14 protein-coding genes and 1 pseudogene are annotated in these 12,614 nt (G+C 66.5%); 7 read left to right on the top strand and 8 right to left on the bottom strand.

Annotated features, from left to right (window positions below; genetic code table 11):
- Position 1 precedes the first annotated feature (1 nt).
- The 3 genes from J0M27_RS09660 to J0M27_RS09650 all read right to left on the bottom strand — a co-directional run bounded on the left by J0M27_RS09660 (position 2) and on the right by J0M27_RS09650 (position 3,693).
- Positions 2-334, bottom strand: a complete 333-nt coding sequence (locus tag J0M27_RS09660) for a hypothetical protein (RefSeq protein ID WP_294990499.1) — start codon at positions 332-334, stop codon at positions 2-4.
- Positions 331-3,207 (bottom strand): excinuclease ABC subunit UvrA, encoded by a 2,877-nt coding sequence (uvrA, locus tag J0M27_RS09655; RefSeq protein WP_294990497.1) that lies wholly within the window; start codon positions 3,205-3,207, stop codon positions 331-333. Before uvrA ends, J0M27_RS09660 begins: the two co-directional genes overlap by 4 nt.
- Positions 3,208-3,351: 144 nt before the next feature.
- The gene (locus J0M27_RS09650; protein ID WP_294990494.1) at positions 3,352-3,693 is read right to left on the bottom strand and encodes a hypothetical protein; all 342 of its coding nucleotides are present in this window, start codon (positions 3,691-3,693) and stop codon (positions 3,352-3,354) included.
- Between J0M27_RS09650 and J0M27_RS09645 the strand changes: the two genes are divergently transcribed.
- The 4 genes from J0M27_RS09645 (at position 3,653) to J0M27_RS09630 (ending at position 7,229) form a co-directional block, all read left to right on the top strand.
- Positions 3,653-3,916, top strand: coding sequence for a hypothetical protein (locus J0M27_RS09645; protein WP_294990491.1), 264 nt, complete (start codon positions 3,653-3,655; stop codon positions 3,914-3,916). The two genes, J0M27_RS09650 and J0M27_RS09645, sit on opposite strands and share 41 nt — an antisense overlap.
- A 220-nt stretch (positions 3,917-4,136) precedes the next feature.
- Positions 4,137-5,348, top strand: a complete 1,212-nt coding sequence (locus J0M27_RS09640; protein WP_294990488.1) for an MFS transporter — start codon at positions 4,137-4,139, stop codon at positions 5,346-5,348.
- 12 nt (positions 5,349-5,360) lie between these two features.
- Entirely contained in the window at positions 5,361-5,819 is a 459-nt protein-coding gene (ssb, locus tag J0M27_RS09635) for a single-stranded DNA-binding protein (protein ID WP_294990485.1), read from the top strand.
- Positions 5,820-5,915: 96 nt separating this feature from the next.
- Positions 5,916-7,229 (top strand): TAXI family TRAP transporter solute-binding subunit, encoded by a 1,314-nt coding sequence (locus tag J0M27_RS09630; RefSeq protein ID WP_294990482.1) that lies wholly within the window; start codon positions 5,916-5,918, stop codon positions 7,227-7,229.
- Between the two features lie 68 nt (positions 7,230-7,297).
- Here J0M27_RS09630 and rfaE2 read toward each other — a convergent pair whose 3' ends face one another.
- The 5 genes from rfaE2 to J0M27_RS09605 form a co-directional block, all read right to left on the bottom strand.
- Entirely contained in the window at positions 7,298-7,807 is a 510-nt protein-coding gene (gene rfaE2, locus J0M27_RS09625) for a D-glycero-beta-D-manno-heptose 1-phosphate adenylyltransferase (RefSeq protein WP_294990478.1), read from the bottom strand.
- Positions 7,808-7,947: 140 nt separating this feature from the next.
- Positions 7,948-8,604 (bottom strand): BON domain-containing protein, encoded by a 657-nt coding sequence (locus J0M27_RS09620; RefSeq protein WP_294990475.1) that lies wholly within the window; start codon positions 8,602-8,604, stop codon positions 7,948-7,950.
- Positions 8,601-9,194 (bottom strand): phosphoheptose isomerase, encoded by a 594-nt coding sequence (locus tag J0M27_RS09615; protein ID WP_294990472.1) that lies wholly within the window; start codon positions 9,192-9,194, stop codon positions 8,601-8,603. Before J0M27_RS09615 ends, J0M27_RS09620 begins: the two co-directional genes overlap by 4 nt.
- Positions 9,195-9,266: 72 nt before the next feature.
- Entirely contained in the window at positions 9,267-9,644 is a 378-nt protein-coding gene (locus tag J0M27_RS09610; protein WP_294990469.1) for an HIRAN domain-containing protein, read from the bottom strand.
- A complete protein-coding gene (locus tag J0M27_RS09605; protein ID WP_294990467.1) occupies positions 9,625-9,987 on the bottom strand; it encodes a YraN family protein in 363 nt (120 codons plus the stop codon). The genes J0M27_RS09610 and J0M27_RS09605 overlap by 20 nt, the downstream gene beginning before the upstream one ends.
- Between J0M27_RS09605 and rsmI the strand changes: the two genes are divergently transcribed.
- The 3 genes and pseudogenes from rsmI to J0M27_RS21370 all read left to right on the top strand — a co-directional run.
- The gene (gene rsmI / locus J0M27_RS09600) at positions 9,986-10,819 is read left to right on the top strand and encodes a 16S rRNA (cytidine(1402)-2'-O)-methyltransferase (protein ID WP_294990464.1); all 834 of its coding nucleotides are present in this window, start codon (positions 9,986-9,988) and stop codon (positions 10,817-10,819) included. The genes J0M27_RS09605 and rsmI overlap by 2 nt on opposite strands.
- 44 nt (positions 10,820-10,863) lie before the next feature.
- Entirely contained in the window at positions 10,864-11,898 is a 1,035-nt protein-coding gene (gene pyrC / locus J0M27_RS09595; RefSeq protein ID WP_294990461.1) for a dihydroorotase, read from the top strand.
- A gap of 10 nt (positions 11,899-11,908) precedes the next feature.
- Positions 11,909-12,613: pseudogene (locus J0M27_RS21370) on the top strand (DUF3025 domain-containing protein); the annotation flags it as partial.
- Position 12,614: the final 1 nt, after the last annotated feature.

Genomic DNA, 12,614 nt, shown 5'->3' with positions numbered 1-12,614 from the left:
CTCAGGGATTGCCCTGGCGCAGGTCGTGCTCCGCCCAGAGTGCCTGGGCCAGCGCCTTCCAAGCCGCGCCGCCGTGGGTATGGATGCCGTTGTCGGCGCTTTCCTTCATCACCGTCAGCATGAGTTGGGCGAGGCCGAACAGTTCGAGGCGGGCGCGATCGGTCGGATCGTCCGGTTCGCAGTCGACCGCACCGATCCTGCAATCAAAGGCCTGGCGCGCAAGTTCGCGTACCCGTACGGCATCATTCCAGTCGATGCCGAGGATCACGCCCTTGGTCTCGATTTCGTGTTCGATCTGCTGCGCCTCGCGCGAGAAGTTCTCGAAGCCGCTCATGGCTTGGCCTTCCTGGCGCGACTGGCGGCCTTCGGCTTGGCTGCAAGCGCCGCGCGCGCGGCGAGGAAGCGCGTGAGGTAGCGTCCGGTGTAGCTGCCCTTGACCTTCGCCACGTCTTCCGGCGTGCCGCTGGCGATGATGCGGCCGCCGCCGTCGCCACCCTCGGGGCCGAGGTCGACGATCCAGTCCGCGGTCTTGATCACGTCGAGGTTGTGCTCGATCACCACCACGGTATTGCCATGATCGCGCAGGCGGTGCAGTACCGAAAGCAGCATCTCGATGTCCTGAAAATGCAGGCCGGTCGTCGGTTCGTCGAGGATGTAGAGGGTGCGCCCGGTGTCGCGCTTTGACAGTTCCAATGCCAGTTTGACGCGCTGTGCCTCGCCACCCGACAACGTGGTGGCCGATTGCCCGAGCTGGATGTAGGAAAGCCCGACATCGACCAAGGTCTGCAGCTTGCGCGCCACGACCGGCACGGCGTCGAAGAATTCGCGCGCCTGCTCGACCGTCATCTGCAGCACTTCGTGGATGGTCTTGCCCTTGTAGCGGACTTCCAGCGTTTCGCGGTTGTAGCGCTTGCCGTGGCAGACGTCGCAGGGGACGAAGATGTCCGGGAGGAAGTGCATCTCGACCTTGATCATGCCATCGCCCTGGCAGGCTTCGCAGCGCCCGCCCTTGACGTTGAAGGAAAAGCGCCCCGGGCTGTAGCCGCGCTCGCGCGATTGCGGCACGCCGGCAAACAGCTCTCTGATGGGTGTCAGCAGGCCCGTGTATGTCGCCGGGTTGGAGCGCGGCGTGCGCCCGATCGGCGACTGGTCGACATTGATCACCTTGTCGAAGAACTCCAGGCCTTCGATCTCGCGGTGCGGCGCCGGCTCGACCGCCGAGCCATAGAGGTGGCGCGCGGCGGCGGCATACAGCGTGTCGTTGATCAGCGTGCTTTTCCCCGATCCGGAAACGCCCGTGATGCAGGTCAGCAGGCCGACCGGGATCTGCAGGTCGACCTGCTTCAGGTTGTTGCCGCTGGCATTGCGTATCTGCAACTCGCGCAGCTTGTTGGGCGGCGTGCGTTTGGCCGGTATCGCGATCTCGCGCCGGCCGGCGAGGAAGGCGCCGGTCATCGATGCGCTGCTGGCCGCGACCTGCGCCGGCGTGCCTTCCGCCACCACGCGGCCGCCGTGCTCGCCGGCCCCCGGCCCCATGTCGACGACATAATCCGCCGATTCGATGGCTTCCAGGTCGTGCTCGACCACGATCACGGTGTTGCCCAGGTCGCGCAGGCGCGTCAGGGTTTCCAGCAGGCGCGAGTTGTCGCGCTGGTGCAGGCCGATCGACGGCTCGTCCAATACGTACATCACGCCCGTCAACCCCGAGCCGATCTGCGAGGCCAGCCGGATGCGCTGCGCCTCGCCGCCGGAGAGTGTTTCCGCGGAGCGGTCGAGCGACAGGTAATCGAGGCCGACGTTGATCAGGAAGGACAGGCGCGCGGTGATTTCCTTGAGGATCTTTTCGCCGACCTGCGCCTTCTGCCCGGTGAGTTGCAGCAGGTTGAAGAAGTCGCGGCAGCTGATCAGCGACAGGCGGCTCAGGTCGGAGATATTCTTGCCGCCGACGAAGACATGGCGCGCCTCGCGCCGCAGGCGCATGCCGCCGCATTCGGGGCAGGGCTTGTTGTTGAGGTACTTCGAGAGTTCCTCGCGCACCGCCATCGAGTCGGTCTCGCGGTAGCGGCGTTCGAGGTTGGGGATGATGCCTTCGAAGCTGTGCGTGCGGTCGAAACGCGTGCCCTTCTCGTTCAGGTACCTGAACTTGATCTGCTCCTTGCCCGAGCCGTAGAGCACGATGTTGGCGTTCGCCGCCGGCAGCTTTTCAAAAGGGATGTTGGTGTCGATGTGAAAATGCGCGGCGAGCGATTCCAGCATCTGGAAATAGAACTGGTTGCGCCGGTCCCAGCCCTTGATGGCGCCGGCGGCGAGGCTCAGGTGCGGATAGGCGACCACCCGCGCCGGATCGAAAAACTGGATCTGGCCGAGGCCGTCGCACTTCTGGCAGGCGCCCATCGGGTTGTTGAAGGAGAACAGGCGCGGTTCGAGTTCCTGCAGCGCGTAGTTGCAGACCGGGCAGGCGAACTTCGACGAGAACAGGTACTCCTTGCCAGTATCCATTTCCACGGCGAGCGCGCGGCCTTCGGCATGCATCAACGCGGTTTCGAAACTCTCCGCGAGGCGCTGGCGCACGTCCGACCGGACCTTGAGGCGGTCGACCACGATGTCGATGGTGTGCTTGTGCGTCTTCGCCAGCTTGGGCAGGCTGTCGATGTCATGCACCGCGCCGTCGACCCGCAGGCGCACGAAGCCTTGTGCGCGCAATTCGGCGAACAGGTCGAGCTGTTCGCCCTTGCGGTCGGCCACCACCGGGGCGAGGATCATGAGTTTCGTGTCCTCGGGCAGGGCCAGCACGTGATCGACCATCTGCGAGACGCTGTTGGCCTCCAGCGGCAGGTCGTGGTCGGGGCAGTGCGGCGTGCCGGCCCGCGCATAGAGCAGGCGCAGGTAGTCGTGGATCTCCGTGACGGTGCCGACGGTGGAGCGCGGGTTGTGGCTGGTGGCCTTCTGCTCGATCGAAATCGCTGGACTGAGGCCTTCGATCAGGTCCACGTCGGGCTTTTCCATCAACTGCAGGAACTGCCGGGCGTAGGCCGAGAGCGATTCGACATAGCGGCGCTGGCCCTCGGCATAGAGCGTGTCGAAGGCCAGCGAAGACTTGCCGGAGCCGGACAGACCGGTGATTACCGTCAGTCGGTTGCGCGGCAGGTCGAGGTTGATGTTCTTGAGGTTATGCGTTCGCGCGCCGCGAATCTTGATGTATTCCATGGTGCATGTTCGGGTTGGGGAACCGGTAAATATACGCCGCTGCGCCCGGCAGAGCGAAGCTGCTGTTCGCTCGGTATAAATTCGCTCTCTCGCCTGAGTCTTGCGCAGGGGGTACCGTCTCCGGCTTTGCCGGAGACGTGACTTTCAGAGCGCGTGAACGCCGTGGTAGAGGATGCTCGCGCCGCCGAGCGCGATCAGGGCCTCGATCACCGCGATGTGCGTCTTGTGCCCCATGCGCTTCACCAGCAGCGAGGCGACCCAGGAACCGGGCAGGGAGGCCAGCCCGATCATGCTACCCAGCACTACTCCGGACATGTCGAGCAGGTCGAGCTTGCCGAAAATCAGGGAACGCGTGATGTCGATGGCGATGGAGACCAGGGCGTCGATGCCTTGGCCGGCGGATATGGGCTTGCCGGCCTGCGACAGTTCGCTGCCGATGATCCGCGTGATCTGGCCGCTGGTCGGCTTTGCCGAGTACGGCGCCATCGCCCCGATCCGCCAGTACCAGATGGTGCAGACCGCGGTCGATGCGCTGGAGCTGCGCTTGGTGGTCGAACGCCCCCTGAGCGCCGCCGAGGAAGCAGCGTTTATCCCCGTCGTGCAGCGAGCGCTGGGCCATCCCTTCGCGCTGCGTTTCGACTACCGCGACCGCCTGCTGCCTGCCGCCAGCGGCAAGTTCGAGGAATTCCTCTCGCTGGTGGCGGATTGATCGCCAAAAGTCGGTGCTGGCGGCACGGGATGCGGATCGCGGGCAGGGCCCGTTCGCCAGAACCGGGCCGGCCCATGCATGGCGGCACCCGTCCATTCGTGATCTAATGCACGGCTTCCCGCCGCCTTCGTCCGCTCGCCGCCGGAACCGAACGCCTCCACCGGATTCAGAAACCTCGCACTACCGACCAAGCCCCATGCTTTCCCCCACCCCAGACGCCATGAGCCGCGATGAAAAGCGCGCGGGCGGCGCGCTTGCCGCGATATTTGCGCTGCGCATGCTCGGCCTGTTCCTGATCCTGCCGGTGTTCGCGATCCATGCCGAGGCCATCCCGGGCGGCAACGACCTGACCCTGGTCGGCATTGCTCTGGGTGCCTACGGCCTGACCCAGGCCATGTTCCAGATCCCCTTCGGCATGGCCTCGGATGCCTTCGGCCGCAAAAAGGTGATCGTCGTCGGCCTGCTGCTGTTCGCCTTCGGTTCCGCGGTGGCGGCGCTGTCGACCGACATCTGGTGGACCATCGTCGGCCGCGTGCTGCAGGGCGCCGGGGCGATCTCGGCGGCGGTCACCGCGCTGGCGGCCGACCTCACGCGCGAACAGCACCGGACCAAGGTCATGGCCATGATCGGCTCCTCGATCGGCCTCGTCTTCGCTTTCTCGCTGGTGGCCGCGCCGGCGCTGTATGCGGCGATCGGCATGGATGGCCTGTTCTGGATGACGGCAATCCTCGCCCTCGCGGCGATCGGCCTGGTGACCCATGTCGTGCCGCCGGCGCCGCCGCCGCCGGAAGGGCCGCGCCCGCCGTTTCGCGACGTGCTGCTGGACACCCGCCTGCTGCGGCTGAATTTCGGCATCTTCACGCTGCACATGGTGCAGATGGCGATGTTCGTCGTGGTTCCCGGCCTGCTGGTGCGCTATGGCGACCTGCCGCTGGCATCGCACTGGAAGGTGTATCTGCCCGCGGTGCTGGCGTCCTTCGTGCTGATGGTGCCGGCGATCATCCTGGCCGAGAAGTGCAACCAGGTGAAGCCGGTTTTCGTTGCCGCGATCGTCCTGTTGTTTTTTACCCTGCTGGTGCTGTGGCGCGGCAGCACGAGTTACACGGTGGTGGTCGGCGGCCTGCTGAGCTTCTTCGTCGCCTTCAACATCCTCGAAGCCATGCTGCCCTCGCTGATCTCGCGCATCGCGCATCCGAACGCCAAGGGTGCGGCGCTCGGCGTCTACAACACGACGCAGGCCTTCGGCCTGTTCCTTGGCGGCGCACTGGGCGGCTGGCTGGTGAAGCACTACGAGGCGGGCGCGGTGTTCCTTTGCGGCACCGCCATGGCGGCGCTGTGGCTGGTCGCGGCGGTCACCATGCCGGGGGTTCCGCTGCGCAGGCAGGCGGCGACAGCGCCGGCGCCGCATGGCATACTTGAACCAAAATCCTGAGGAGGAGTTCGCATGGCATCCGTCAACAAGGTCATCATCGTCGGCAACCTGGGCCGCGATCCGGAAGTGCGCTACACGCCCAACGGCGATTCGATCACCAACGTCACCATCGCCACCACGGACACCTGGAAGGACAAGGCCACCGGCGAGAAGAAGGAGGCCACCGAATGGCATCGCGTGGTGTTCTTCGGCAAGCTGGCCGAGATCGCCGGGCAATACCTGAAGAAGGGGCGGCAGGTGTACGTCGAGGGCGCCCTGCGCACCCGCAAATGGACCGACAAGGAAGGCCAGGAGCGCTACACTACCGAAATCGTCGCCAATGAAATGAAAATGCTCGGTTCGCGCGAAGGCATGAGCGACGCTCCGCCGCGCGAGAGCGGCGGCGGAGCGGCTGGCGGCAGTCGTCCGGCGGCCGCGCCGCAGCCGGCAGGCGGCAACTTCAACGATTTCGAGGACGACATTCCGTTCTGATCGGCGTCAGGCGGGTCGGCGTGGGCTCGGCGTCGCCGGGCGCCGTGCCACGGCTGATCCGACGGCCCGCACTCCGCTCCCGGTCTCCCGCATCGCATGCCTGAAAAGCTCAAGCTGGTTTCCTGGCGCGACATCATCTTCATCGCGCTGCCGTCCCTGCTGCTCGCCGCGGCGGCGTTCTGGCTGGCGGCGCAATTCATCAAGCCGGCGCCGCCCGACCGCCTGATCATCAGCACCGGTGGCGAGGCCGGCGCCTACCAGCGCTTTGCGGCACGCTACAAGGACGTCCTGGCGCGCTACGGCATCGAACTGGTGGTCCTGCCTTCCGCTGGTTCGACCGAGAACCTGCAACGCCTGCGCGACCCGGATTTCGAAGTCGATGCCGCCTTCGTCCAGGGTGGCACGGCGCGTCCGGGGGAGGACGAGGAACTGGTTTCATTGGGCGACTTCTACCATGAGCCGCTGTGGGTCTTCTATCGTGAGGCGGCCTTGCGCGGTGGCGACAAGTTGCTCGACCTCAAGGGCAAACGCATCGCAGTGGGGGGGGCGGGCAGCGGCACCCAACAACTGGCCCTGGAATTGCTGGCGGCGAACGGCATCGACACCCGCAACTCGAAGCTGGTCGAGGCCGGCGGACTGGGTGTGGTGGACAGCCTGCGAGAGAGCGAAATCGACGCGGTGTTCGTCGTTGGGCCGACGCAGTCCGCGCTGATCTGGACCTTGCTCTACACGCCCGGCGTGCGCCTGATGAACTTCACCCATGCCGAGGCCTATGCGCGGCGCTTTCCCCACCTGTCCCGGCTGGTGCTGCCGCGCGGGGCGATCGACCTGGTGCAGGACATCCCGCCGCGGGACATGCAACTGGTGTCGCCGATGGCGACCGTGCTGTTGCGCGAGGACACGCATCCGGCACTGATCGACCTGCTGATGCAGGCGGCCAGCGAGGTGCACGGCGAGCATGGGGTGTTCCAGGTTCCCGGCGAGTTTCCGCGCGCCGGACATAGTCCGTTTCCCTTGTCGAAAGAGGCCGCGCGCTATTACAAGTCGGGCAAGCCTTTCCTGCAGCGCTACCTGCCGTTCTGGGCGGCGACGCTGGTCGACCGCATGGTGGTGATGATCGTGCCGCTGCTGGCGGTGCTGATCCCGCTGTTCAAGTTCGCGCCGCAGATCTACGGCTGGCGCGTGCGTTCACGCATCTACCGGCGCTATGGCGAGCTCAAGTTCCTCGAAAACGAGATCAACGAGAACCCGGCCGCACACAGCCGCGCCGAATGGCTGGAAAAGCTCGACCGCATCGAGGTCGATGCCAGCCACATCCGCACCCCTCTGACCTTTTCCGACATGCTCTACACCCTGCGCGGGCACATCGACCTGGTGCGCGACATGATCCTGCGGCGGACACCGGGGTAGATCCCCAGATCCCCGTAGCGCCCGCGACCGAAGGAGGTCCCTGTTGGGCGCCGACTTTCGAACCGGCCCTAGAGGCGGCGGATCTTGTCCATCAGCGCCGTGGTCGAGCGCTCGTGGATGAAGGGGATGGAATGCACGCTGCCGCCCCAGGCGATGACCTCGCGGTAGCCGACGATCCTTTCCACCGGCCAGTCGCCGCCCTTGACCAGCACGTCCGGCCGGCAATCGAGGATGCGCTGGAGTGGGGTGTCCTCGTCGAACCAGGTGACCAGCGACACGGCTTCGAGCGAAGCCAGCAGGGCCATACGATCGGCCAGCGGATTGACCGGGCGGTCGTCGCCCTTGCCCAGGCGCCTGACGGAATCGTCGGAGTTGGCGGCCACGATCAGCGAGGCGCCGAGGCTGCGCGCCTGCGCCAGGTAGGTCACATGCCCGCGATGCAGGATGTCGAAGCAGCCGTTGGTGAACACCAGCGGCCGCGGCAGTTCCGCAATGCTTTGCGCCAGGTCGGCGGGCGCGACGACTTTGGCTTCGAAGGCCGGCGCCGGGTAGTTCACCGTCGCGTCCCTAACGCTCATGGCAGCAAGAGCCACCCGCTGATGATGAAACACGCGAAAGGTGAATTGAAGGCCCGCCCCCCTTCCCCCCTCGCGGGGGGTTACCAATCGGCGCGCTTCGCGCGTAAGTCACAGGTGGCTCCGGGCAAAGGTGTTTCACGTTACTTCTTCGGTTCCGCCCTGGCGTCGCGCGGCTCGGGCTTGTTATCCAGCGCCTTGGCCTGTTCCGGGCTGATGGTCTCGAACACTCGCACTACTTTTTGCACGCCGCCCGTGGTGCGGGCGATTTCCACCGCATCGTTGGCTTCGACCTGGGTGACGAGGCCGAGCAGGAAGACGACGCTGCCCTCGGTCACCACCTTGACGTGGTTGGGCGAGAACTTGCCGGCATCGACGAAGCGTGCCTTTACCTTGGAGGTGATGTAGGTGTCGTTGCTACGGGCACCGAAGCTTGACGGGCCGGCGATGGCGAGTTCGTTGGTGATCGCCCTGACGTTGGGCACGCCGGCGGCGAGCTTTTCGATGTCGGCCTTGACCTGTGCGTTGGGCGCCTCGCCGGTGAGCAGCAGCATGCGGTTGTAGCTTGTGACATTGACGTGCACCTTGTCGCCGTGCCTTTCGCTGATGCGGGTGCCGGCGCGCAGTTCCAGGCCCTGGTCGGTAACGTAGGTTTCCGAGTTGCGGCGGTCGGTGATCAGCAGCGCGCCGGTGCCGACCCCGACCGCGGCGGCGCCGAAACATCCGGCGAGCGCGGGCAGGCAAAGGGCGAGCAGGGCGGCGTTGCGCAGGCGGGTGCCGATGTCGGTATGGATCTTCATTGAGTTTCTCCCAGTATCAAGGCGTCGATGCCGTCGCACAGGCAGTGGATGGTGAGCAGATGGACTTCCTGGATGCGCGCGGTGCGATCGGCCGGCACGCAGAGGTGGATGTCGTCGGGTGACAGCAGGGCCGCGATCTTGCCGCCCTGCTTGCCGGTGAGGGCGACCACGCAGATACCCTTGGCATGCGCGGTGCGGATTGCCTCGATCACGTTGGGCGAATTGCCCGAGGTGGAAATCGCCAGCAGCACGTCGCCGGGCTTGCCGAAGGCCAGGATCTGCTTGGAGAAGACATCCTCGTAGCGATAGTCGTTGGCGATCGAGGTGAGCGTCGAGGTGTCGGTGGTCAAGGCGATAGCGGCCAGCGGCGGACGCTCTTTTTCGAAACGGTTGAGCAGTTCGGCGGCGAAGTGCTGCGAGTCGGCCGCGGAACCGCCATTGCCGCAGGCCATGACCTTGCCGCCGGCCTTGAGGCTGGCGACCATGGCGCGCACGGCGGCCTCGATCGGGCCGGCCATGGCGGCCAGCGCCTGCTGTTTGGCCTGGGCGCTGTCGGTGAATTGTTGCTGGATACGTGAGGCGAGAGTCATGAATCGTCCAGAAAAGGATTGCGGAAAAGAGGATAGCCCTGCGGACCAGCCGGGGAGCGGCGAATAAGCGGCCTAGAGCACGACAAATACTTCGATCAGCATTCTCTGCCAAGGGTTCTTGTGCTGGCGCAATTTCGCGATCCGGGCGTCAACTTTGTCACCATTATCCATCGCCGCCGCCACGGCCCGGTTCTCGGCGCGCGGCAGGTAGCCCAGTTTCTGTCCGCGCCATTCGACGCGGATGGCCTTGGTGTCGTGCTCGTTGTCGGTCTCGCGCACCAGGCTCAGGCGGTCGCCTTCGCGCATTTCGTGCCACAGTGACTCGCCGGCATGGTATTTGAAGCCCGCCAGCGGCGAGCTTTGCACCAGGATGCGGACTTCGCCGGCCTGGGCGGCGCCGAGCAACAGCGCGCCGGCCAGCAGCAGCGCCTCAGTCAGCCGGGAACGCATCGCGCAGCCATTCGATTCTTTCGGCCCCTTCCGCGCCCTCGATCAGCACGCAATCGAAGCGGCAGGGGCGCTCGCCGTGGCGCTGCAGCCAGTGCCGTGCGGCGAGGATCAGGCGCGCCTGCTTGGCGCCGGTGATGCTGGCCGCGGCGCCACCAAAATCCGAACGGCTGCGCCGGCGCACCTCGACGAAGACCGTGCTGACGCCGTCGCGGCAGATCAGGTCGATCTCGCCGCCGCGCACGCGGAAGTTGCGCTCGATCAACTGCAAGCCCTGACGCTGCAGGTAATCGGCGGCGAGCTGCTCGCCGGCGGCGCCGCGGGACTGTGCAAGAATGTCGGACATGGAAAGCGCATTGTATGTCGTCGGCACACCGATCGGAAACCTCGGCGACATCACGCTGCGCGCCCTGGAAACCCTGCGCGGCGTCGATCTGGTGGCCTGCGAGGACACGCGCCACGCGCGCCAGTTGCTCGACCACCATGGCATCAAGGCGCAGACCCTGGCGCTGCACCAGCACAACGAGAACGAGGCCGCGGCGAAGCTGATTTCCCAGCTGGCTGCCGGAAAAAGCATTGCCTTGATCAGCGATGCCGGCACGCCGGGCGTTTCCGATCCCGGCGCGCGCGCGGTGGCGGCGGTGCGCGCCGCCGGTTTCAAGGTGATCCCCATCCCCGGCCCGAATGCCGCGATCGCGGCGCTTTCGGCGGCGGGCCTCAGCGATCCGCGCTTCCTCTTCGTCGGCTTCCTGCCGGCAAAAGTCGGCGCCCGCAGGACGGCGATTGCGGACCTGGCGACGGTGGCGGCCACGCTGGTGTTCTACGAAGCGCCGCACCGCGTGCGCGAAACCGTCGCCGACCTGGTCGAACTGCTCGACGGCGCGCGCCACATCGTCTTCGCCCGCGAGCTGACCAAGCTCTTCGAGCAGGTCGCGTCCATGCCGCTGGCCGAGGCTCCGGCGTGGCTGGCGGCCGACGCCAACCACGAGCGCGGCGAATTCGTGCTGCTGGTCTCGGCACCGCCGCCGCGCGAGGGGATGGATGCCGAGTCCGAGCGCGTGCTGGCGGCGCTGCTGGCCGAACTGCCGGTGAAGCAGGCGGCGAAACTCGCCGCCGAGATCACCGGACAGCCGAAGAACGCACTGTATGCCAGGGCGCTGGAACTCAAAGGCAAATGAAGGGCGGCTGAAGGGCAAAGCGGGGCGCCTCGTATAATCCGCCCATGAACTCGATTACCCTCACCCGGCCCGACGACTGGCACCTGCACCTGCGCGACGGCGCCGCCATGGCCGCCGTCCTGCCCGACACGGCGCGGCGCTTCGCCCGTGCCATCGTCATGCCCAACCTGAAGCCGCCCGTCACCACCGTGGGGCTGGCCGCCGCCTATCGCGAACGGATTCTTGCTGCGCTGCCCGCCGGCATGGATTTCTCACCGCTGATGACGCTTTATCTCACCGACAACATGGCGCCCAGCGAAATCGACGCCGCGCGGGCCAGCGGTTTCGTGCACGCGGTGAAGTTGTATCCCGCCGGCGCCACCACCAATTCCGATGCCGGCGTCACCGATTTGAAGAAGTGCGCGGCGACGCTGGCGCGCATGGAAACGCTCGGCCTGCCGCTGCTGGTGCATGGCGAAGTCACCGATCCGGCGGTCGATGTCTTCGACCGCGAGGCGGTGTTCATCGACCGCGTGCTGGTGCCGCTGCTGCGCGACTTCCCCGGCCTGAAGCTGGTGCTCGAGCACATCACCACCAGCACCGGCATAGCCTTCGTCAATGCCGGTGGCGCCAATGTTGCCGGCACGCTGACCGCGCATCACCTGCTGCTCAACCGCAACGCGATCTTCGCCGGCGGCATCCGCCCGCACCACTACTGCCTGCCGGTGCTGAAGCGCGAGACCCATCGGCGGGCGCTGGTGGCGGCGGCGATCTCGGGCAGTCCGAAGTTCTTCCTCGGCACCGATTCGGCGCCCCACGCGCAAAGCACCAAGGAGGCGGCCTGCGGCTGCGCCGGCTGCTACACGGCCAACGCCGGCATCGAACTCTATGCCGAGGTCTTCGACGCCGAGAACGCGCTGGATAAACTCGAAGCCTTCGCCAGCTTCCACGGGGCGGATTTCTACGGCCTGCCGCGCAATGCCGGCACCATCACGCTGAAGCGCGAGGCGCAGGCGGTGCCGGCCAGCCTCGACTACCTGCCCGGCGACCGGCTGGTGCCGCTGCGCGCGGGGGAGAGCATCGCCTGGCGGCTGGTTTGATCGCCGTGGCGTGAGCGCCGACTCCCGAGCCTTGCATCGACTGTCGGCCTTCCTCGCACCCTGGCTGAAGGACGGCATTCCCGATCTCGCGGCGCTGAATCACGCCGCCGCCGCGCGCGGCATACGCACCGGAAATGGCGCGCCGCTGCGCTTCATTCCGCCGCGCGACGATGGGGAAGGCTATGAAGAGCGCGCCTGGCGCAGCGGTGAAGTCGCCACGCGTGCCGACAACCGCCACGACCTGTTCAACGCCCTGATCTGGCTGGCCTTCCCGCTCAGCAAGGCGATGATGAATCGACGGCATTGCGAAGCGCTCCTGGCGGCCGGTGCGGCGGGCGATGCGGCGCGGGGTGCCCTGCGCGACGCCCTGACGCAGTTCGACGAATGCGGCGTAATCGTCGCCGGCACGGCACCCGACCTGTGGCAGGGCCTGTGCGCCCACCGCTGGCGCGAAGTTTTCGTCGAGCGTCGTGCCGAACTGCTGTGCAGCACGCGCTTCATCGTCTTCGGCCACGCCAGCCACGATGCACTGGGCGCGCCCTTCGTCGGCCTCTGCGGCAAGGCGCTGTTCATCGAGGTCGATGCGGCATGGCTGGAGTTGCCGCCGGCCCATTCGCTGGACCAACTCGATGCCCGACTGGCGGCGGCTTTCGAGACGGCCCGCTTCGCGCCGCGCGACTGGCAGCCGCTGCCGCTGCTCGGCATTCCCGGCGCCA

The organism is Sulfuritalea sp. (assembly GCF_017302275.1).
Taxonomy (GTDB): domain Bacteria; phylum Pseudomonadota; class Gammaproteobacteria; order Burkholderiales; family Rhodocyclaceae; genus Sulfuritalea.
This window is presented reverse-complemented; position numbering and strand designations above follow the sequence as displayed.

Bases quoted from the DNA above. Each gene is read 5' to 3' on its own strand.
- J0M27_RS09660 (WP_294990499.1), bottom strand. From the start codon at position 334: ATGAGCGGCTTCGAGAACTTCTCGCGCGAGGCGCAGCAGATCGAACAC.
- uvrA (WP_294990497.1), bottom strand. From the start codon at position 3,207: ATGGAATACATCAAGATTCGCGGCGCGCGAACGCATAACCTCAAGAAC.
- J0M27_RS09650 (WP_294990494.1), bottom strand. From the start codon at position 3,693: ATGGCGCCGTACTCGGCAAAGCCGACCAGCGGCCAGATCACGCGGATC.
- J0M27_RS09640 (WP_294990488.1), top strand. From the start codon at position 4,137: ATGAGCCGCGATGAAAAGCGCGCGGGCGGCGCGCTTGCCGCGATATTT.
- ssb (WP_294990485.1), top strand. From the start codon at position 5,361: ATGGCATCCGTCAACAAGGTCATCATCGTCGGCAACCTGGGCCGCGAT.
- J0M27_RS09630 (WP_294990482.1), top strand. From the start codon at position 5,916: ATGCCTGAAAAGCTCAAGCTGGTTTCCTGGCGCGACATCATCTTCATC.
- rfaE2 (WP_294990478.1), bottom strand. From the start codon at position 7,807: ATGAGCGTTAGGGACGCGACGGTGAACTACCCGGCGCCGGCCTTCGAA.
- J0M27_RS09620 (WP_294990475.1), bottom strand. From the start codon at position 8,604: ATGAAGATCCATACCGACATCGGCACCCGCCTGCGCAACGCCGCCCTG.
- J0M27_RS09615 (WP_294990472.1), bottom strand. From the start codon at position 9,194: ATGACTCTCGCCTCACGTATCCAGCAACAATTCACCGACAGCGCCCAG.
- J0M27_RS09610 (WP_294990469.1), bottom strand. From the start codon at position 9,644: ATGCGTTCCCGGCTGACTGAGGCGCTGCTGCTGGCCGGCGCGCTGTTG.
- rsmI (WP_294990464.1), top strand. From the start codon at position 9,986: ATGGAAAGCGCATTGTATGTCGTCGGCACACCGATCGGAAACCTCGGC.
- J0M27_RS09605 (WP_294990467.1), bottom strand. From the start codon at position 9,987: ATGTCCGACATTCTTGCACAGTCCCGCGGCGCCGCCGGCGAGCAGCTC.
- pyrC (WP_294990461.1), top strand. From the start codon at position 10,864: ATGAACTCGATTACCCTCACCCGGCCCGACGACTGGCACCTGCACCTG.